We start from the raw sequence: 20197 nt of genomic DNA, 5'->3' as shown, positions 1-20197 counted from the left end.
GTTCATGAAGTGGCTCTCTCTGGGCACCGGAGCCTTCGCTCTCGCCGCAATCCTCGCGACGGCCTCCTGCCATTTCGACCCCTCGTACCGTGACGTTCCCGATCCGGGGGCGGTTCCGTGCACGGAGGGCGTCGTTGAATGCGTGGGGGCGCTCGTACGATGCGAAGGCGGCAAGCGCGTCACCATCGACGACTGCGCTGCCCGCGGCCAGGTCTGCGCACCGAGTCTCCTCAAGTGCACCCCCTGCCTGCCGAACTCCGCGTCGTGCGACGGCTTCGACGTCCAGCACTGCTCGGAAGACGGGCAATCGAAGACCAAGAGCGAGACGTGCGACGCCACGAAGGGCATCGCCTGCCGCGATGGCGCGTGCCACCAGCTCTGTGACGACGCCACGCGCCAGCACTCCAACGTGGGCTGCGAGTACTGGGGTGTCGACCTCGACAACGCGGTCACGAGCCAGGGCAATGCTGCCCAGCAGCAGTACGCAATCGTCGTGTCCAACGTGCAGCCCGACCTCGTGGCCACCGTCATCGTCGAGGAAGACACCGCTGCCATCGGCCAGCCGCAGGCCCTTCGCACGATCGCTTCCGCGCGCGTGAACCCCCAGAGCCTCGAGGTCTTCAAGCTCGGACCGAAGGAGGTCGACGGCTCGGCGCCCGGTACGTTCAACACCGGCACGAACACGGCGCTCTCGCGCGGTGCCTTCCGTGTCCGGTCCGACGTTCCGATCGTCGCCTATCAGTTCAATCCCCTCGAGAACATCAACGTCTTCTCGAACGACGCTTCGCTTCTGCTACCCACGGCCGCGCTGGGCGGCAATGGCGGACGATCGTACATCGTCGCCGCGTGGCCGCAGACCCTCGCACGGAGCGAGAACTCCGCCGAAGACTTCGGGATCGACCTTCGGGCCTTCCTCACGATCGTCGGCACTACACCGGACACGCGGGTCAAAGTGACGACCACGGCGCGCATCGTGCCCGGCGGCCCCGTCCCGAACGGCGTCGAAAAGGGCGGGACGCTCGACGTCGTGCTCCAACCCTTCGAGGTGCTCAACCTCGAGACGGGCAACTTCAACGCCGACTTCACGGGCTCGCTCATCGATGCCACGAAGCCCATCGCCGTGTACGTCGGCAGCGAAGCGAGCGACGCGCCGTACTTCAGCAACATCGCCCAGCGCTCGTGCTGCGCCGACCATCTCGAAACACAGCTCACCCCGCTTCGGGCGGTCGGCAAACGCTACGTGGCCGGTCGCGTTCCCAACCGCACCAAGGCTATCGCGGCGGCCGGAGCGGCGATCTCGTACTTCAACGAGCCCGAGTTCTATCGCATCGTCTCCACACGCAGCGGGACCACCAAGGTCACCACCACCCTCCCCGCGCCCCTCAACAGCTTCGAGCTCGTGGGTGAAGGCGCGAGCCGCACGATTGCGGCCTACCAGGACTTCCTCGTCGAAGCAGACAACCCCGTGCTCATGGCCGACGTGCAGGCGAGCCAGGAGGCCGCGGGCGTTTTCAAGAAGCTCCCCGGCGGAGATCCGAGCCTCACGATGGTCGCGCCGGTCGAGCAGTGGCGTAACGACTACGTCCTTTTGACCCCCGACAAATACGCCTTCGACTTCCTCGTGGTGACGGCGCCGTACGCGGCGCAGGTGTACATCGACGGCTTGCTCGTCGACGGCAAGGTTTGCGAGGTCGCGCCCGCCGATGGGCTCGACGCCAAGACGCGCAAGTCGGACACGCCGCCCTTCCTCGTCTATCGCTGCCAGCTCTCGTTTCCGGCCGTCGACTCGAGCGTGGACCCGCCCAAAGTATCGCCAGGACGTCAGAACGACGGCGTCCATCACGTGCAATCGGACTACCCGGTCGGTGTGCTCGTGTACGGCTTCGACGTGTTCGTGAGCTACGCCTACGCCGCCGGCACCGACCTTCGCGAGATCAACCCGAATTGATTCACGACTTTCGGGGCGAATCTCATATCCAAATTCGCACCCGCCATTCCTCGTCGAACGACACACCGCGTAGCCATTGACACCCATCGCCCGCCCGCTTCGCCCCTCCCGCCAACCCAAGCGAGCGGAGCGAAGCGAAGCCGAGCGCCACAAGACCGACAAGCGAGCGGAGCGAAGCGAAGCCGAGCGCCACAAGACCGACAAGCGAGCGGAGCGAAGCGAAGCCGAGCGCCACAAGACCGACAAGCGAGCGGAGCGAAGCGAAGCCGAGCGCCACAAGACCGACAAGCGAGCGGAGCGAAGCGAAGCCGAGCGCCAGAAGACCGACAAGCGAGCGGAGCGAAGCGAAGCCGAGCGCCAGAAGACCGACAAGCGAGCGGAGCGAAGCGAAGCCGAGCGCCACAAGACCGGTGCTTTCGAGCGGAAAACGCGCGGCACGCCGCTGAGTGCCACCGTTGTTTCTTGTGCGTCGAACTCAAATCGTTAGCATCGGCTAACGTTGGAGGGAGAGCCCGTTTCTTCTTGGAAGAGACGACGCGGGCGCTTGGGCGGGGCAACGGAAGTCGGAGGACATATGGGTCGATCGCGAACGTGTGATGTGCCCGAGCCGTGTCAGCTTTCTTCACGAACTGGCAAGAACAGCCGCCTTTTGACGGGTATTTCGGCCCTCGTCGGACTCACGACGATGGTCGTTGCGCCGGCGGCGTCGGCCGACGGGGATGCTTGGAATTCGTCGTGCGACGAGGTCAATTTCAACGTCACGCTCGACGGCGCGCCTGGCAATTACCGAATCGCCGGCGAGATATGCAAACCTCGATTCGGACAAAATCGGACGCTACAAATCCTCATTCACGGTGCGTCATACAACCGCACGTACTGGAACTTCCCTTACAAGCCCGCCTGGTACTCCTACGTTCGTCACGCGAACCTTGCCGGATACACCACCATCGCGCTCGACCGGCTCGGTCACGGGGCGAGTGATCACCCGCCGGGCCCGCTCGTCACGGTCCATGAAAGTGCCAATACGATTCACCAGATCGTCACGGCCATTCGAAATGGGTCGGCCACGGACGCGACCGGTCACCCGATTCACTTCGACAAGATCGTGTTGGTCGGACACTCGTTCGGCTCGAACATCTCGTGGACGGAAGCCGGCATCTACGGAGACGTGGACGGCATCGTCCTCACCGGCATTTCCCACCTTCAAAACCCGCCGGGCGCGCCTCTCACGGTGACCTACGCGTATCCCGCAGAGTACGATCCGAAGTTCGCCGCCTCGGGCATCCAGGGATATCTGACGACCATTCCGGGAAAACGCGGAGAGATGTTCTACTACCTCCCTGGCGCATCTTCCCAAGCCATCAGCGTCGACGAGGACACGAAAGACGTCGTTCCGTTCGGCCTCCTGTTCGATCAGTTCACGACGTACGGACTGACCCAGAACATCCACGTTCCCGTCCTGAACGTCACCGGGAACTACGACACACTGGCGTGCGACCTGCCCTCGTGCACCGGAAGCGGAACGCTCTCGACCGAAGGAAGCAACTACCCGGCCGATGCCTGCTTCACGCAATACATCGTTCCGAATGCAGGTCACTCGATCAACATGCATTACTCGGCGCCCCTCGCGCACGCGTATACCCAGGACTGGGTCAACGACATGGTCGAGCACCGGCGCTCTCCGGGCTCGTGCCGGCGTCATTGAGCACATGACGCTCTGACCGAGGCCCGTCAGGCGCGAGCGGCTTGGCGGGCCACGGCGGATTGGAGGGCCGCCTGAAATTCTGCGCGCTTCGTGGTGGGCTTCAGCTGGCCCCCCGCCGTCAAATTCGACACGGCGATGCCCATGGCGACGATGCGCGAACGCACGAGAAAGCGCACCTCGCCTAGTCTGCGGTAGGTGCGTGCGCCCCATTTCGAAACGGCTTGGCGGTACTCGGAGTCGTACCCTTCGATGCGGTCGAGGTCGATGAAGACGTCCGGACGCATGCCCGTGGCGAGCACGCGATCGACCGCGCCCTCGATGAACGGGACGAAGTCGGCAGTCGCATAGCCATCGTACGTGAAAAGCATCACGGCGTTGCCGGGATGGGACACGACGAGCCTGCCTCGTGCCGTCTGCCAAACTTCATCAGGGCGCGCAGGCGCTCCGAACCCGGCCTCCGCGCCCGAATCGCCCGTTACGACTACCCCGCCCGTCACCCTTCGAGCGTACGCGGTCGCCTCCGGCATTCCAAGGCGGTCAGAGGCTGAGATCTGGGGTGGTAAGTCGCACGGTGAACTTCGTTCCCTTGCCGACTTCGCTCTCCACCTCGAGCCGACCGCCGAGCGAGGTCACGAGCGTCTGGCAGATCGCCAGGCCGAGTCCGGTGCGCGAGTCCTTCGTCGTGTAGAACGGCTCGAAGATCCGCTCGAGGTTCTCTTTGGGAATGCCTGGCCCGTTGTCGGCCACGGTCACCACGACCTGGCAGGGATCCGGGCTTTCGATGACCATCGTGAGCTCGTTGCGCGTCTCGTCGGCCTCGTCGAACGACTGCGCGGCGTTGAAGAGAAGGTTCAGGAAGACCTGGCCGAGGCGCGCCGGGTCGGTCTTGAGCGGAGGCGCTGCCCCGTAGCCACGTTTGAGCGACGCCCGCCCGCGAATGAGGTGCATGGCGATATTCACCGCCGACTCGAGCACGGCCTCGACGTCGACGGGCCATCGCTCTTCGGCCACCGGCGTGGAGAAGCTCCGGAGGTCTCTCACGATCGTCGCGACGCGTGCAAGGCCCGTACGTGCCGCCGCAACTTCTTCCACGGCCGTCTCCGCGCCGCGCTGCACCATCCGCGCGAGGCTCTCCACGTTCAGCGCGACGTACGCGAGCGGATTGTTGATCTCGTGAGCCACCCCCGCGGCGAGCATGCCGAGCGTTGCCATCCGATCGGCGAACGCGAGATGGGCGTGCATCTGTTTTCGTTCGCTCGTGTCGCGCGCGAACCCGAGAATCGCGGGCTGGTCCTCGTAATCGATGGGAATGCTCGAGAGCTCGACGTTGATCACCCGGCCGTCGGGATGAAGGACGCGGAATTCGCCCGACGAGCCGTCGCAGGAATCGCGATCGTCAGGGTGAACGAACTCGTCAACGTGATGCTCGACGAGCTCCTCGATCGGGCGCGCGAAGAGCCGGGTCAACGCGACGTTCACGTAGACGAACTTCCCCTCACGGACGACACCAATCGCATCGGGTGCGGCGTCGGTGAGCTGGCGGAGCCGCTTCTCCGAGCGGCGCAACGCTTCCTCGGCCTGTTTTCGCTCCCGAATGTCACGAAGGAACGTGACGATGGCAGGTTCTCCACCGAGTTGGACCATCGAGAACGACAACTCGACAGGGACGCGCGCGCCGTCGTTCCGAGCGACGTAGACCTCCGTCGTGCCGTTCGCCGTCTCGCCGCGACGGCACCGCGAAAGAACGCTCTGCATCCTCTCGCGGTCCTCCGGCACGAAGAGCGTCATCGAGAGATCGCCGAGCATTTCGTCGACCGAATATCCGGCGATCGCGGAGACGGCGTCGTTCGCGTAGATCGTCCTGAGGGCGACCCCGTCGTCGTAGCTGACGGTGACGCCGAGACCTGCGACACGGGCTGCCTCGAGGATGGCCTCAGCGAGCGCATGAACCTCATCGGTGTTCGACATCGAAACCGGCCTCAGCAGTTTAGCAACGCAAACTACCGATCGGTTTCATCGGACAACGATTTGTTTGATTCCGCAACACATTGCGACCTTGCGCCGCATATTTGGACGCGGAACAAACCGCGTCGTGGTCACGCGAGCGGAGGCGGCGTCGGGAGCTCGCAGGGCAGATCGTCGACGGGAACGACGGCGGCGCCGATCGTCCCCGGGCCGAGATGAAGATAGATGCTCGGCGAGAGCGGCCGCACGTAGGTGTACGTGACGGAGAGGCTGTCGGAGAGCTCGCCGAGCAGTGCATGGGCGTGTTCGACCGTGTCGCCGCCGGTATGCATGATCGCCACCCAGACCTTGCGGCCCCGATTGAACGAGGTCTTGAACTGGTTGGCGAGGGCCGTCACCGCTCCACGCGCGCCCTCGCTCGCGCGGATGGTGCCGAACGCGCTCGTCTCACCATCGGAGAAGCCGACGAGGGCACGCAAGTTGAGCATCGTCGCAACGCGCGCGCGAAGCCACGAAGCCCGTCCGCCTTTCACGAGATGTTCGAAGCCGCCCGGAGAGAACACGCAAAGCAACCGCGACGCGAGCATCTCGAGTGCGCGCTCGACGGTCCGAAGCGGAATGCCTGCACGCGCGAGCTCGCCAGCCGCGATGGCGAGCAGCCCAACGGCGGCATCGGTCACCCCCGAGTCGACGATGCTGATCTGCGCATGCCTGGTGGCGGCTCGTGATTGCAGCGTGCGCGCCGCGGCCGTTGCGGCGGCGTAGGTCTGGATGATCTTCTTCGAGGTGAGGAGCACGACGATCTCGGGGTCCTTCGTGCTCGCCGAGGCGAACATCGAAACGAACTCCTGAGCCGTGGTCCCGACGACGTGAGGGAACTCCTTGGCCGTCCATACCCATCGATCGATGTCCTTGATGGACACCTCTTCTCTCGTATCGTGCGAGACGCCGTCGACGACGATCTGCTGAGGCGACAGCTCGATCCCATAGTGCTGCAGCGCTCGACGCGAGACGTTGGAGCCAGGGTTCGTGATGATGCGCATGTCTACCGAGGATATAGATCTCGGGGCACGTTGGGGATCGAGCTCGACAAGAAGTCGCCGTCGCAGTCTACGACGTAAACGTCGAACGCCCGTGCTCGGCTTTCGACCTTACGGACGAGAGGGCGCGCGCATCGGCCCGAGCTTCCACGCCGAGAGGAGCGGAACGCGAGCCGTAGGTCCCGACTGCCGCACGGCGCGAGCACACTCGTCGATCGTGATGCGTCGAGGCCCGAAGGGTGACGCGTCGGAGGCATCCGAGTCCATGAGCAACGTCGGCGTGTCGATGCCGTAATCGTCCGGATGGCCGGGCTCGTCGAGGATGACGTGACCGAGCTCGTGGGCCAACGTGAGACTCGTTCGACGTGCGCGAACGCCCGCGCGGTCGAGGATGACCACGTTGCGCATGCTCGAGCCGTCACTGCCGATGAACGACTCGCCGATGCGACCGCCGCCGGCGAAGAACGGAACGACGATGACCTCGATCGTGCGCGGATCGCCGTCTTCGAACGCTTTGACGAGCGTGCGCTCCTCGAGCGTTCCGGCCACGGAGTCGGTGTCGCCGAAGTGTTGCAGACCGTCCGCTAGGTCGACCGAGCCGACCGTGACCGCCATCGTCGAGTCGGACGACGAGACGAGCTCGACGGACGCAAGCTGACCGTCGCGCTTCTTTACCAGGACATCGACGCTGGGCGCCGCGCCCGCCGAGATGCGCGCGTTCTCGGAGAGCGTTGCACCGAAGCCTGCTTTCGTTGCCACGCGCTGCAGCTCGAGGGCGGCTTGCCTCGTCGACCAGCCGCTCTTCGTGGTGAAGCTCACCGGCTTGCCCTCGATGCGCAGCCGGATCTCGCCACCGCTCGCGGGCAGCCCGACGTCGTCACCGAGCGCCACGAGATACGGTGGTGGCGGGTTCACGACCTTCACGTCCATCTGGGAAATGGGGCCAAACGTGATCCCGCACTGGCCCCACGTCGCCGAGGCGAGCGCGAGCTCCTGGCGCAGCGCGGTGATGGCTCCCGCGTCGGTGCCGCCGACGGCCGGACCGCTGCCCGGCGCAAGGCGCATGACGATCGGTCGAATGGACAACCGAAGGCGATCGATGGGGCCCACGGGTGTCGCGCGGGGGCCGGCAACTCGGATCGCTTGGAGCTTCTTGCCCGCCCCGTCTCGAACCACGATCGCGCCACCAACCTCGGCACGAACGGAACGTGACGAGACGAGCGTATGAGCGCGATCGACGTCGTCGACGACGAAGCGGATCGGTGCGCTCGCGCGGCACCCGATATCCGTCCCGGTGCTCGTGCCGTCGCATGAAGCCGGCGTCAGCTTGATGCCGGTCAGCGTGTCGAGCGAGGCGCCGTCGGCCGAGAGCGACTCGACGGAGATCTTTCCGAGCGAAGCCCCTTCCGGAGAGCTCACGACGATTCGCAGCGCGTCTTCGTCGGCAAACGTGGCATCGGCGTCGTCCGGATTGATGCGCCCGGGAGGCGTGCGGTCGATCGATGCGTGCTGACGCGTCGGATCCACGACGGCGTTCTTGCCGTCACGCAGCCCGACGCCGTGCACTTCGATCGTGAGCGGCCACTCGCGATCGCCGAGCCTGGCAACGGCGGACACGTGGCCGGGTGCGAGCCCCTGGAGCTGGGCACCGCGAGGCAGACGCGCTCCCCAAACAACGGGCTTTCCGTCGACGATGAGGCGCGCCTTGTCCTTCCCTGCGCCCGCCACGATCGTGGCGCCGGTGAAGCGAGGATCGAGCGTGACGAGATCGACGCGAGCGAGCGTGTCGAGCTTCGCCTCTTCTCCGTCGGGAATTCCGTTGGCGTCGTCGTCGTCGCGATCGGCCACGAGGACGACGCGGTCGAGGCTGCCGACCGGTCCCGACTGCGTGGTGCCCATCGACTTCGCCGCGGACGGCGCGGGCCCCGATGGCGCGCTCCCCTGCACACTCGTGCTGCCCTCCGTGCGGAACCGAGGGACCTGCGCAGACGCCGGAGAATGAGAGAGTACGCACGCTCCCACGACGAGCGCGGCGGCGCGTTTGACGTGCGTGACTGTTGTACCCCCGGCGATTCGACCGATGCGCAACAGACCGATTTTAGGCGACGCGGGCTATTCGAGCCAGCCCCACTGCACCCATCGGAACGGGGTCTCGGCAACGACGACATCGTCCGAGGAGCCATTTGCGGACGCCGTGCTCGCGCTCGCGGCACGCACGAGTGCACCCCAAGCCACGCTCGAGATGCAACGTGACGTGACGAGTTCGTCGCTCAAATCACGGGCGATCTGACGTGCGCTGGCGTCTCCGGTGTCCCAGAGAGCAGCGACGGCGAGACCACGAAGCTCGTCCCGTTTGGCGTTGCGCGCACAATCAAGGAGAGCATCCTTCATGTCCTCTCGTGCGTGGTCGCGCGCGAGGTACGAGGCGGCGCGAACCGAAACCTCGTCCATGAGGGGGGTGCCCTTCACGAGGCCTTCGAGCATCGGCTTGCAGCTCGTGGCGCGTGCGCGGGCCATCCGGAAGAGGAACGTCGTGTCGCGATCGGCGCTCGGGCGGTCGGACAAGCGCGCGACCAGCTCCACGGTCGGACGCGTGGAAGGCGGCGCCACGGGGGGCGCGCCCGGCGTCACGCTCGCATGCGTCTGCTGGAGGGCCCACGCCACGAGCGACCAGGCGGCGCGGGCGCTGGTCGGCCCGACTTGCGCCTTTGCGGTCGCTTCCTGGAGCGGCCCAGGATCGCCCGACTTCGCGGCGACGTCGGCGAGCACGAGCCATCGACCGAGATGGCGTTCGGCACCACGCAGCACGGCGAGCGCCGGCCCAACGTAAACCGGCACGGGCGCACTGCGAACGAGCGGCACGAACAGATCGACGCAAAGAGCGATGCGATGGCTCTCTTTGATCATCGGCGCGATCGCCGACAGACGCGCGCCGTTCGATTCACGACGGCACACGCGGGCGGTCTCCGCGCCGAACGCGAGATGGCCCTTTTGGCTCGCCGCGAGCTTCGCGAGCGGAGCCGTGAGCGACGCGTCCGTGCAGAACGAGGCCGCGCTCAGCGTGGCGTTGCCGCCTGCATCTTCGGCCGCGAGCGCGGTCTTGAGGAGCGCCGGCACGCGCCGGTCGTCGGCCTCAGCAAGCGTTCGGATGCAGCCACTGTAGATTTCGCGCGTGTACGAACCGCGGCGCACCATCGTCTGCGCGGCCTCGGCGAGCGCGTTGCGAAGCGCAGGGCTCAGCGTGGCTACGGCGCGAAGCGCGCCCGCGAGTTTGACTTCGTTCGTCGGGCGCCGCTTGAGTGCCGCGTCGAGCTCGGACTCGAACCGCGTTCGCGTTGCCTTGTCGATGATCTCTGCTCGCGCCACCGTTGGACGCTTCGGGAGCGTCTCGAGCCGGTTCGCCTTGCTCGTACCTGCTTGCTGCGTTGCCATGTGCGCGCTCTCCAGTGGGACTCGCGCGGATCCCACCCCCCGCTGACCTACGAACCAACGTCATACCAGAGCGCTTCGACCGCGCGCGCCTGATCGACCGGGCGGGTCGAAAAAAAGAACATGCCAGGGATCTTCCTTGACAACGCGCGCGCATCGCAGCGCGCGACGTTGCCTGTGGAAGACGCTACGGCCGCCTGCGCGCCGCGGCTGACAAACCGAAGTCAGATCTTCGAGATCCAGAGCTGCACGTTGTCACCTTCGACGTCGACGTCACGCAGCATGCCGTCGCCCGCCTTGCCGTTCGTCTCACGAGTGCGCAGGTCGGCGACGAGACACTCGCTCTTGATGGTGTTCGCGTGCGTCTCTGCGATGCGCGTGGCGCGCTCGGCGCCCGCGACCGTGACGTTGATGCGCTGCGTGAACTCGAGCCCCATCTCCTTCCGGGCCGTCTGGACACGGTTCAGGAGCTCGCGGAGGTAGCCTAGATCGCGCAGCTCGTCGGTGAGGCGCGTGTCGAGAACGACGACGCCGACGCGCTCACCCGCGGCGGCATAGCCTTCCTTCGCGTCGAACGTGACTTCCACGTCGTCGCGTTCGACCTCGACGCCGGACACGGTGGCCTTGCCGTTGGCGAGCAGCTCGTTCACGAGCTCCTGCGCCTGCGCGGCGGTCATCGCGCCCATTACCTTCTTCAGGTCCTGGGCCTGCTTGCCCATGCCCTTCTGACCGAGCGTGCGGAAGTTCGGCTTCACGCGGTACGTGACGAACTCGTCGGCGCCGCTCGCCGAGGAGATGAGCTCTACGGCGAGGACGTTGAGTTCGTCTTTGATCATGTCCGCGTACGGCGCGAGACGATCGGCGAGCTTCGGATCGGCGAGGATCACCTTGGCGTTGCCGAGGGGCTGGCGCACCTTCAGCTTCGCCTGCGTGCGGACCTGGAGGCCGAGGCTGACGAGGTCGCGCACCGCCTTGATGGTCTGCGACAGATCGCGATCGATGAGCGAGGCGTCGCTCGTCGGGAAGCGTGTAAGATGCACGCTCTCCGCCTGCTTCGCACCGGCGCCGAGGCCCTTGACCACGAGGTTGCGGTACATCTGGTCGGCGAGGTACGGCGTGAAAGGCGCCATGACGCCGGCGAGCGTGACGAGACACGTGTAGAGCGTCTCGTACGCCGCGCGCTTGTCGTCGTCCTTGGGGTCGGCCGCGCGCCAGAAGCGATCGCGCGAGCGACGGACGTACCAGTTCGACAGGGCATCGACGAACGCGGTGATCTTTCCGGTCGCCGTGTAGACGTCGTAGCCGTCGAGATCCTTGGTGACGCCGAGCGTCAGCAAATTCAGCTCGCTCAGGATCCAGCGATCGATCTCGGCGAGCTTCTGCGCCGGCAGCTTGGGCTGCGACGGGTCGAAGCCGTCGATGTTCGCGTAGATCGTGAAGAACGAGTAGACGTTGCGGAGCTTGACCAGCGTCTCCTTCTGCATCGCTCGCACGTTCGACAGCGAGTGACGCGTGGCGCTCCACGGCGGGCTGGCCGCGTAGAAGAACCAGCGGAACGCGTCGGCGCCCGGTGCAGGCGTGGCGGGGTCGAGGACGGTGACGCGCTCGCTCTTCGGGAGGCGCGGGACCTCGACGGGCGGCACGTCCTTGATGGACGTGGTCTCCGCGCCGACGGCCTTGCGATCGGTCTCGTGGAGCACGACGACGCGGCGGCGAAGCTTCTTGTGAGGCTTGACCGTCAGATCCTTCGTAGCGCCGCCGCCCGGGAGCGAAAGGCGGACCTTCGCGCCCTCGAGCACGTCGAGGCCTTCCATGTCCTCGCGAGCGATGAGCGCCACGCCCGGCTCGGCCTTCACACCGTCGACGTCTTTCTCGTCGAGCACGGCGAAGTCCATCTGGACGCTCTCGAGGATGACGTCCGGCGGGGTGTAGTTGCCCTTCGACTTCGACTCCTTCTTGCCTTCCTTGTCCGAGACGTGACCGAGAACGATGCACGTCTTGTACGGAAGCGGATACGAACGAACCGGCGCCAGGCCGAAGCGCTTCTGGGTCTCCTCGTCGAAAACGAGCGTGGAGACCATGAGCAGCGAGTAGAACCAGCCGCGCGTCTGATCGATCGCTTCGCTGATGAAGTCCGCGGGGAACCTCTTCTTGAACTGCTCCTCGCCCTGATGCGGGAATCCCCACTGCGCGAACGGCATGCAGCCCGAGTCGAACCAGCAGTCGATGACCTCGGAGACGCGGCGGAACGTGCCCTCCTCGCCCGGGTTCTGCCAGGTCACCTGATCGATCCACGGCTTGTGGACGATGAGGTGCTCGCTCAGGCTCGGATCGGCCTTCTTCGCCGCGTGGAAGTGATCGAACGCGTTCGGGTTCTTCGCGAGGATCTCATCGATGCTCGCAGGCGCTTCCATGCGGCCCGTCTTGTCGTTGACCCAGACGTTGAGCGGCGTGCCCCAGAAACGCTCGCGCGAGAGGGCCCAGTCGACGTTGTTGGCGAGGAAGTCGCCGAAGCGACCTTCCTTGATGTGCTCCGGCAGCCAGCTGACGGTGCGGTTGTTCTCGATCGCCTTGTCGATGAGCGCCGTCGTGCGGATGTACCACGCCGGACGCGCCATCTGGATGAGCGGATCCTGATCCGATCGCCAGCAGAAGGGGTACGGGTGGCGGTACGTCTCGTGATGGATGAGGACGCCCTTCTCCTTGAGCTCCTCGATCAGCTCCTTGTCGCAGTCCTTGACCCAGCGACCTTCGTACTTCGCGCCCATTTCGGGGCCGAACGTGCCGTCGGAGCGGACCGCGCTGAAGATCGGCGAGTCGGCGCCATAGAGCTTCCGGTGCGCCATGAAGTCGACTTCACCGAAGGCGGGCGCGGCGTGCACGATGCCCGTCGCCGACATCTCGACGAAGTCCGCGGAGACGACGCGCCACGCGGTGTCGGGCGCGCCCTTGGCAAAGGTGTCGAACGGCGGCAGGTACTTCTTGCCGATGAGTTCGCTCGCCTTGATGGTGCGCTCGACGGTGAGCGTGGTTCCGAGTTTCTTGCCGACCTCCTCGACGAGACCAGCGGCGAGAACGAGCTTCTTCGCGAGGATCTTCTTCGTCGAAGCGGCCTTCACCTTCTCTGGATCGCCGCTGACGACGGCGTATTCGAAGTTCGGATTGACCGCCGCGTACATGTTCGACGGAAGCGTCCACGGCGTGGTGGTCCACACGGCGAGCGCCAAGTTCGGATCGCCTTCGAGCGGGAACGCCACGAACACGCTGGGGTCGTCGACCTCCTTGTAGCCGAGACCGACTTCGGCCGAGGAGAGCGCGGTGCCGCCTTGCGCCCACCACCAGAGAACCTTGTTGCCCTGGTAGAGCAAGCCCTTCTTGAACAGCTCGGAGAGCGCCCACCACACGCTCTCGACGTACGAGCGATGGTAGGTGACGTAGGCGGTCGGGAGATCGACCCAGAACGCAACGCGCTCGGTCAGCTCCTCCCACTCCTTCGTGTAACGGAAGACCGACTCGATGCAGCGCTTCACGAACGGCTCGACGCCGAAGGACTCGATCGCGGCCTTGCCGTGGATGCGAAGCTCCTTCTCGACTTCGACCTCGACGGGCAAGCCGTGGGTATCCCAACCGGCTTTGCGCGCGACGTGGAACCCCTGCATGGTCTTGTAGCGGGGGAAGATGTCCTTGATGACGCGCGTGAGAACGTGACCGTTGTGAGGCAGACCGTTGGCGGTCGGCGGGCCCTCGTAAAAGACGAAGGGCGTGCCTCCGGCGGTCTGCTCGAGCGACTTGTCGAAAATGCGCTGCTCTTTCCAGAACGCCAGGATTTCGCGTTCCTCTTTGGGAAAGTCGAGTTCGCTAGGGACCTTGTCGAATCGCGCGGCAGACATTGCGTTGGGGTTTACCAGGGTTGAGGGGGCCGGGGGGACCTTCCGTACCGCGGCGTTGGCCGACGGAAGCTTGGATCCTCTTCATCCTTCGATGAGCCGTTTTTGATCCAGTCGCACCCCAGAATTGCCGGAAAATCTCGTGTGGGACATGTGGTACAGGACGTGCCTCGCTTCAGGTCCACATGTTCGACCTGCCAAGGAAATCGCGAGAGTTGCGTTTCTCTGACCGGCCTCGAACTGCCGATACGGCGGGGGATCGACAGGATCGAACGGGCCGCTCAGGCCAAAGGCCCCAGACCCACCAAGCGCAGCACGCGCCGCCCGCACGACGCGGGCCGCATGTGCCTGCTTACAACTCGGCGCCGGATCCGGTCGAGCTCGACCGGGCGCATGCCGAGACGGTGATTCAGCCGCGCCCGCGCCTGCCGAACGCCTTGCCGGCGTGGGTGCGCCCGTCCGCAGCTCCACAAGATTGGACCGGGCAATCGGCGCCGCAAGCCTTCCGGGCGCCCGCGCCTGCCCCCGCCCCGCCACCGGCGCCGCCGGTCGCGCCGAATACGTACCCCTCCTATCCGTCGTATCCCTCGCAGGACTTCAGCGCGCGCTATGCGGCGATGCTCGGCCCGCCCCGGCGCGTCCTCGCGCAGGATCCGACCGTCGTCATCCCCCGCACGCTCGCGAGGCGGGCGAGGCAGGCCGCGTTCGAACTCGGCAGCATCCCGATCGTCGCGTGGATCATGCTCGCGCTGTTCGCCGCGCTCGTGAGCTTCCGCTTCGCGCCGGCCTTGCTCGAGCACTTCGAGGCGGCGCCGGCCGTTCTCGAGGCCCAGTGATCCGCGCGAAGTGACCATGAGGGCTGCCCCCCAGGCACGCCGCCACGCGAACGTCCGCGAAGGCCCCAACGCAGACAGACGCAAAAGACTTAAAAATGCGAGCGACGAGGCACCCGATGCACCGGGTCCTCGTCGTTTTCGCATCGCTTCCGCATCGTTCTCGCATCCCCGCGCGGCACGTGGAGTGCTCGGCCGCGGAGAGGGAGATCAGGCGACTTCGGCCTGCGGGGCGAGCTTCTTCTGCACCAACTCGAGCGAGCTGTTCAGCGTGGTGACCTGCGCGAGCTCCGCGTCGGCGATCTTCACCTGGTACTTACGCTCGATCGCCGCGACGATCTCGACGCCCATCATGGAGTCGATGCCGAGGTCCTTGAAGGACACGTCATCGGGGATGTCGTCCATTTCCGAGATTTCGGAGATGAGGGCGCGGAGCTCTTCTTTGACGTTCGACATGCGGTACCTCTGATTGACCAGGCGCTGAAGGAAGCGTGCAGCCCGGTGGTTAAGCGCCTTGCCGCGATTCGACGGCGTTGAGCAAATCTTTGACGGTTTGGATACCGGCGAGGGACTCGTCCGGGATCTGGATTTTCAACTCACGCTCGAGCGAACCGATGATCTCGAGCATGCCCAGCGAATCGATACCGAGTTCACTGATGCTCATGGTCTCCGCGACGTTGTTGAAGTCTTTCTCTGCAACCTCGGTCGCGGTTCGGCGGAAGGTTGCGAGAAGCTCTGATCGACTGCGTGCCATGTCCACTTCTTCCTCGAATATCGGGGCTCGGCGCGAACCGAGCTACGCGCTAGCGCCGGCTTCACCGGGCTGGCTACCGGTGCCTTGCACGCTCCGTGCGCGCCCGAGTGTGCCATCCAGATACATCTGCTTGGTCTTCCGCCGCTGAGGCTTTCCGCTGGAAGTTCGCGGCAAGGTCCCCTGTGGGACGATGACAACCTCGTGCGCAGCGAGCGAAAAGCTCGCGTTCACGGCTTGTGCGATGACGTCCCTGAGTCCTTCCGCCTCGGAGGAGAACGCCTCGGCGGCAACGACGAGCTGTTCCTCGCCGTTCACTTCGGTGCCGAACGCGACGACGTTGCCGCGGCGGATTCCGGGCAGCTCGCTGACGACCCACTCGATGTCGTTCGGGTAGAAGTTGCGGCCGCGGACGATGATCATGTCCTTGAGGCGGCCGCAGATGAAGACCTCGCCGTCGACCATGTAACCGAGGTCGCCGGTGTAGAGCCACACGATGCCGTTCTCGTCCTTCTTGAAGGCAGCTTCGGTGAGCTCGGGCTCGTTGTAGTAGCCCGCGCAGACGCTCGGGCCCGACGTGATGATCTGACCGACCTGACGATCGGCGAGGCGGTTCCCCTGCTCGTCGACGACGGCGATCGCGTGCTCGGGGAACGAACGCCCGCAGTTGACGAGCTCCTGGGCGCCCTCGGCGAGCGCATCGCGATCCTCGCGCGGAGTGGCCTTGCCCGACTCGAGCTGCGCCTTCTCGATGACGTCCGAACGGACGCCGCTCATCGTCGGGACGAAGGTGATGGCGAGCGTGGCTTCCGCCATGCCGTACGACGGGAGGAACGCGCGCGGGTCGAACTTCGCGGGCGCGAGCTTCTCGGCGAACTCGCGCATCGTGCGCGCCTGAATCGGCTCCGCACCGCAGCCTGCGCGGCGGAGGCAGGAGAGATCGAGCTCGCCGACGTCCTTCTCCTTCACGCGCTTGGCGACGAGTTGGTAGGCGAAGTTCGGCGCGTAGGTGATGGTTCCGCGGTGCGTGTGGATCTTGTCGAGCCAGACGCGCGGGTTGCGGACGAAGCTCGCCGTCGGGAGGAAGACGACCGGGATGTCCGTGAAGAGCGGGCCAATGACGAACCCGATGAGCCCCATGTCGTGGAAGAGCGGGAGCCAGCTCACGCCCTTGTCGAACGAGGAGTCCTTCTCGAGGCCCTCGATCATGAAGCTCTGGCTGTTCCAAGCCAGATTGCGGTGCGTGACGACGACGCCCTTGGGACGCGAGGTGCTGCCCGAGGTGAACTGGAGGAACGCGAGGTCGGTCGGGTCGACGGTGACGTCGAGCTTGCCGTGATCGACCTTGCCCATCTCTTCGACGTCGAGAACGGCCTTGAGCGTGTCGACGCGCGGAAGAACCGGATCGACATACTGGCGCGTGCCGCTCGACGTGAGGAGCAGCGAGGCGCCCGAGGCCTTCACGATGTGCGCGACGGTGTCGTGGTACGTCTCGGCATTCTTGAACGAGAGCTGCGGAGAGATCGGCACCGGAACGACGCCGCCCATGACCGCGCCGAGGAACGACAGGACGAAGTTCTCGGGATCGGGGACGACGATCGCGACGCGATCGCCCTTCTTCACGCCACGCGCGTGGAGGTCGCCGGCGCGCTTCTCGGATTCGATGCAAAGCTCACGGAACGAGCAGAAACGCTCGCTGCCGTCGGCGCGTACGAAGACGAATCCGCGGTCCTCGTGGTGGGCAAGCTTTCGAATCGCTTCGGCGAGGGTCGGAGGAACCTTCTGGGGGTCCCGGCTCGCATGGTGGGAGCCAGCGCCAGAAGCCATGCTTGCAAGATCCCGAGCATCCTTCATGGGGTCGGCGGTCATTACTTCGTGCCAGCCAGTTGTGCAAGGCGTCACCGACACTTGACGCACCCACATCCCATCCCGGCGCTGTCGAGATGCCTGCGTGCGTAAGAACCATCGCAACGCGAAGTCGCGTTCGCATGTTCAAAGTGGTTCAACCATGCGATGAATCACCGAAAATTCCCGCATGAAAGGGCTACAGCTCGCGTTGCTCCACGCATGCAGCGCGCGGTATAAGGCCCACGGCAGGGAGAGGAACGTACGTGCGTTCGGCACCTGCCCCACCTGCCCTGCGAGCGTCCTGAATGCGTGTCTTCATCACCGGCGTCGGCGTCGTCAGCTCCATTGGACTCGGCAAACAAGCGTTCTTCGACGCTCTCGCGGCAGGCCAAAGCGGCATTGCCCCGGTCGAGGCGTTCGACGTGTCGAACCTCGGGCGTGAGTTTGCGGGCGAGGTAAAGGACTTCCGCCCTCGCGATCACCTCAGCGCCGTCGAGGCCCGCCGTATGGGCCGTTGCTCGCAGATGGCGCTCGCCGCCGCCCGTATGGCCATCGAAGACGCCGCCCTCCCGGCCGAAGCCCTCAAGGGGCCACGCGCGTCGGTCGTGCTGGGTACGACCATGGGCGAGGCCGACGTCCTCGGCGAGCTCGACCAGGCGTGGATTCGCAAGGGCGCATCCGCCGTTCGCCGCGCGTGGATTCCGAAGTACGGCTCGACCCTCCTCCCTATCCACGTCGCGCGCGCCATCGGCGCCGAGGGCGGCGTCCTCACCCTCCCCGCCGCCTGCGCGGCCGGCAACTACGCCATCGGTTTCGCCGCCGACATGATCCGCGCCGGCAAGGCCGACGTCGTCGTGACGGGCGCTGCCGAGCTGCTCCAGGAGCTCCAGTTCTCTGGCTTCGTCCGTCTCGCGGCCATGGCGCCGGCGAAGTGCCAGCCGTTCGACTTGAACCGCCAGGGTCTCATCCTCGGCGAAGGCGCCGGCCTCCTCGTCCTCGAGAGCGAAGCGCACGCCATTCGTCGTAACGCACGCCTCGTCGCCGAAGTCGGCGGCCACGGCATGACGTGCGACGCGTATCACATCACGCGTCCCCATCCCGACGCGATGGGCAGCATCGGAGCGATGCGCCAGGCCATCGACCGCTCGGGCATCAGCGCCGACTCCATCGACTTCGTGAACGCACACGGCACCGGCACGCGCCACAACGACGTGGCCGAGGCGAAGGTCATGCGCGAAGTGTTCGGCGGTCGCAAGGTCCCGATCTCGAGCATGAAGAGCATGCTCGGCCATTGCATGGGCGCCGCCTCGGCGCTCGAGGCCATCGGCTGCGTGATGACGCTCGAGAAGGGCATCTACCCGCCGACCATCGGCTACGAGACGCCCGATCCGGAATGCGACGTCGACGTGGTCGCCAACCGCGCCCGCGAAGGCGCCCACGACATCGTCCTCAACAACTCGCTCGCCTTCGGCGGGTACAACTCGGTCACCTGCCTCGCGAAGCCTTACAAGCTCCCCGAGCCGCCGCCGCCCCCGTCGCTGCGCCCCTGACCTGGCAGTACCTGACAGAAGAGAGAGAACGCGCTTCATCATGACCCCTCGCGCCATCACTGGTCTCGGCATCACGTGCGCCCTCGGAACGGGCGTCGACGATTTCTTCCGCGCTCTGCGCGAGAACACGGGCGCGCCGCCCGAGGCGCAGACCATCACGAGCTTCGACGCGAGCAAGTACGAGAACGCGCGCGTCCTCGAAGTGCCGGGCTTCGATCCCACGAAGTACCTCGGCGACAAGGGCCTGCGTACGCTCGACCGGTTAACGAAGCTCCTCGTCGTCGCCGCCCGGCTTTCTTTGCAGGATGCCGGCGTGAAGAAGGACGGCCAGTGGGCCCACTTCGCGCCCGAGCTCGTCGGCGTGTGCTGCTCGAACGCTTACGGCAGCCTCGAAGCCATCACGGAGCTCGATCGCGTCGCGAAGCTCGAAGATGCCCGGTACATCAACCCGGCGAAGTTCCCGAACACCGTCTCGAACAGCGCGAGCGGCTACGTCAGCATCTGGGAAGATCTCCGCGCGCTCAACGTCACCGTGTCGGACGGCAACTGCGGTGGCCTCGACGCCGTGGCTTGCGCCGACATCCACCTCTCGTCCGAGCGAGCCGAGGCCATCATCACCGGCGGCGGCGAGGCCATGAGCGAGGCGCTCTTCCTCGCGTTCGAGAAGCTCGGCGTCCTCGCGCCCACGCCCGCCCGCACCAGCGAGCCCCGCCTCGGAGAAGGCGCGGCGTTCCTGGTGCTCGAGCGAGCCACGGCGGCCAAGGCACGCGGCGCCCGCATCCTCGGTGAGGTGACCGGCTACGCCACGTCGTTCGTGGCGCCCGAGAACGAGACCTCGCTCATCTTCGCCTCGCGCGAGGCCGCCTCTCGCGCCGCCGCGCAGGCCATTGCCGACGCGGGCCTCGAGAAGAAAGACATCGACCTCGTCGTCTCCGGAGTCTCGGGCCTCGCCCAGTTCGACGTCGAGGAGCTCGGCGCCATCGAGCAGGTGCTCGGCCCCGTACCCGTCGCGGCCCCGAAACGAACGTTCGGTGAAACGCTCGGGGCTGGCGGAACGATGGGGATGGCCGCCGCCCTTGGCTGGCTCAACGGTGTGCCCGTTTCCGATTTGGTCCGAGGAAGCGCTCCCGCTCGCGTCGAGAACGTCCTCGTCACAGCGGTCGGCTACTACGGCAACGCGTCCGCTGTCGTTCTTCGCCGAGCCAGCTGAAAGACCGGTGAGCAAACTCCTTCGCGCGCCT

15 protein-coding genes are annotated in these 20197 nt (G+C 65.8%); 6 read left to right on the top strand and 9 right to left on the bottom strand.

Translation table 11 applies throughout. The annotated features are described in order from the left end of the window. The first annotated feature begins 4 nt into the window (after nucleotides 1-4). From AKJ09_RS40530 to AKJ09_RS40520, 3 genes are all read left to right on the top strand, one after another. On the top strand, nucleotides 5-1948 hold the full coding sequence (locus tag AKJ09_RS40530) for an IgGFc-binding protein (RefSeq protein ID WP_146653189.1): 1944 nt from the start codon (nucleotides 5-7) through the stop codon (nucleotides 1946-1948). Nucleotides 1949-2024: 76 nt separating this feature from the next. Beyond that, nucleotides 2025-2435 carry a hypothetical protein gene (locus AKJ09_RS40525; RefSeq protein ID WP_146653188.1) on the top strand — a complete coding sequence of 137 codons (411 nt, stop codon included), beginning with the start codon at nucleotides 2025-2027 and terminating at the stop codon, nucleotides 2433-2435. Between the two features lie 87 nt (nucleotides 2436-2522). Next, the gene (locus tag AKJ09_RS40520) at nucleotides 2523-3653 is read left to right on the top strand and encodes an alpha/beta hydrolase (RefSeq protein ID WP_146653187.1); all 1131 of its coding nucleotides are present in this window, start codon (nucleotides 2523-2525) and stop codon (nucleotides 3651-3653) included. A gap of 26 nt (nucleotides 3654-3679) precedes the next feature. Here AKJ09_RS40520 and AKJ09_RS40515 read toward each other — a convergent pair whose 3' ends face one another. From AKJ09_RS40515 to ileS, 6 genes are all read right to left on the bottom strand, one after another. Continuing rightward, nucleotides 3680-4045, bottom strand: coding sequence for a hypothetical protein (locus AKJ09_RS40515; RefSeq protein WP_146653186.1), 366 nt, complete (start codon nucleotides 4043-4045; stop codon nucleotides 3680-3682). 145 nt (nucleotides 4046-4190) lie between these two features. Continuing rightward, nucleotides 4191-5621: a PAS domain S-box protein gene (locus AKJ09_RS40510; protein ID WP_146653185.1), complete on the bottom strand. Its 1431-nt coding sequence runs from the start codon at nucleotides 5619-5621 to the stop codon at nucleotides 4191-4193. A 128-nt stretch (nucleotides 5622-5749) separates the two neighbouring features. Further along, entirely contained in the window at nucleotides 5750-6661 is a 912-nt protein-coding gene (locus AKJ09_RS40505; RefSeq protein WP_146653184.1) for a DegV family protein, read from the bottom strand. A gap of 108 nt (nucleotides 6662-6769) precedes the next feature. Next, nucleotides 6770-8746 (bottom strand): zinc metalloprotease, encoded by a 1977-nt coding sequence (locus AKJ09_RS40500; RefSeq protein ID WP_146653183.1) that lies wholly within the window; start codon nucleotides 8744-8746, stop codon nucleotides 6770-6772. Between the two features lie 24 nt (nucleotides 8747-8770). Then, a complete protein-coding gene (locus AKJ09_RS40495; protein ID WP_146653182.1) occupies nucleotides 8771-10090 on the bottom strand; it encodes a hypothetical protein in 1320 nt (439 codons plus the stop codon). Nucleotides 10091-10311: 221 nt separating this feature from the next. After that, nucleotides 10312-13977: an isoleucine--tRNA ligase gene (gene ileS / locus AKJ09_RS40490; protein WP_146653181.1), complete on the bottom strand. Its 3666-nt coding sequence runs from the start codon at nucleotides 13975-13977 to the stop codon at nucleotides 10312-10314. A 341-nt stretch (nucleotides 13978-14318) separates the two neighbouring features. Here ileS and AKJ09_RS40485 point away from each other — a divergent pair, with 341 nt between their 5' ends. Continuing rightward, entirely contained in the window at nucleotides 14319-14810 is a 492-nt protein-coding gene (locus AKJ09_RS40485) for a hypothetical protein (protein WP_146653180.1), read from the top strand. A 207-nt stretch (nucleotides 14811-15017) separates the two neighbouring features. Here AKJ09_RS40485 and AKJ09_RS40480 read toward each other — a convergent pair whose 3' ends face one another. From AKJ09_RS40480 to AKJ09_RS40470, 3 genes are read right to left on the bottom strand one after another with little or no spacing between them, the layout of a single operon-like run. Further along, nucleotides 15018-15263 carry an acyl carrier protein gene (locus AKJ09_RS40480; protein WP_146653179.1) on the bottom strand — a complete coding sequence of 82 codons (246 nt, stop codon included), beginning with the start codon at nucleotides 15261-15263 and terminating at the stop codon, nucleotides 15018-15020. A gap of 49 nt (nucleotides 15264-15312) precedes the next feature. Next, nucleotides 15313-15561, bottom strand: coding sequence for an acyl carrier protein (locus AKJ09_RS40475; RefSeq protein ID WP_146653178.1), 249 nt, complete (start codon nucleotides 15559-15561; stop codon nucleotides 15313-15315). A 42-nt stretch (nucleotides 15562-15603) separates the two neighbouring features. After that, nucleotides 15604-17385, bottom strand: coding sequence for a fatty acyl-AMP ligase (locus tag AKJ09_RS40470; RefSeq protein ID WP_169928259.1), 1782 nt, complete (start codon nucleotides 17383-17385; stop codon nucleotides 15604-15606). A 326-nt stretch (nucleotides 17386-17711) separates the two neighbouring features. Here AKJ09_RS40470 and AKJ09_RS40465 point away from each other — a divergent pair, with 326 nt between their 5' ends. Further along, on the top strand, nucleotides 17712-18956 hold the full coding sequence (locus AKJ09_RS40465) for a beta-ketoacyl-[acyl-carrier-protein] synthase family protein (protein WP_146653176.1): 1245 nt from the start codon (nucleotides 17712-17714) through the stop codon (nucleotides 18954-18956). A 40-nt stretch (nucleotides 18957-18996) separates the two neighbouring features. Then, complete coding sequence (locus tag AKJ09_RS40460; protein WP_146653175.1) at nucleotides 18997-20166, top strand: beta-ketoacyl synthase N-terminal-like domain-containing protein; 1170 nt, start codon at nucleotides 18997-18999, stop codon at nucleotides 20164-20166. Nucleotides 20167-20197: the final 31 nt, after the last annotated feature.

Source organism: Labilithrix luteola (assembly GCF_001263205.1).
GTDB lineage: Bacteria > Myxococcota_A > Polyangia > Polyangiales > Polyangiaceae > Labilithrix > Labilithrix luteola.
This window is presented reverse-complemented; position numbering and strand designations above follow the sequence as displayed.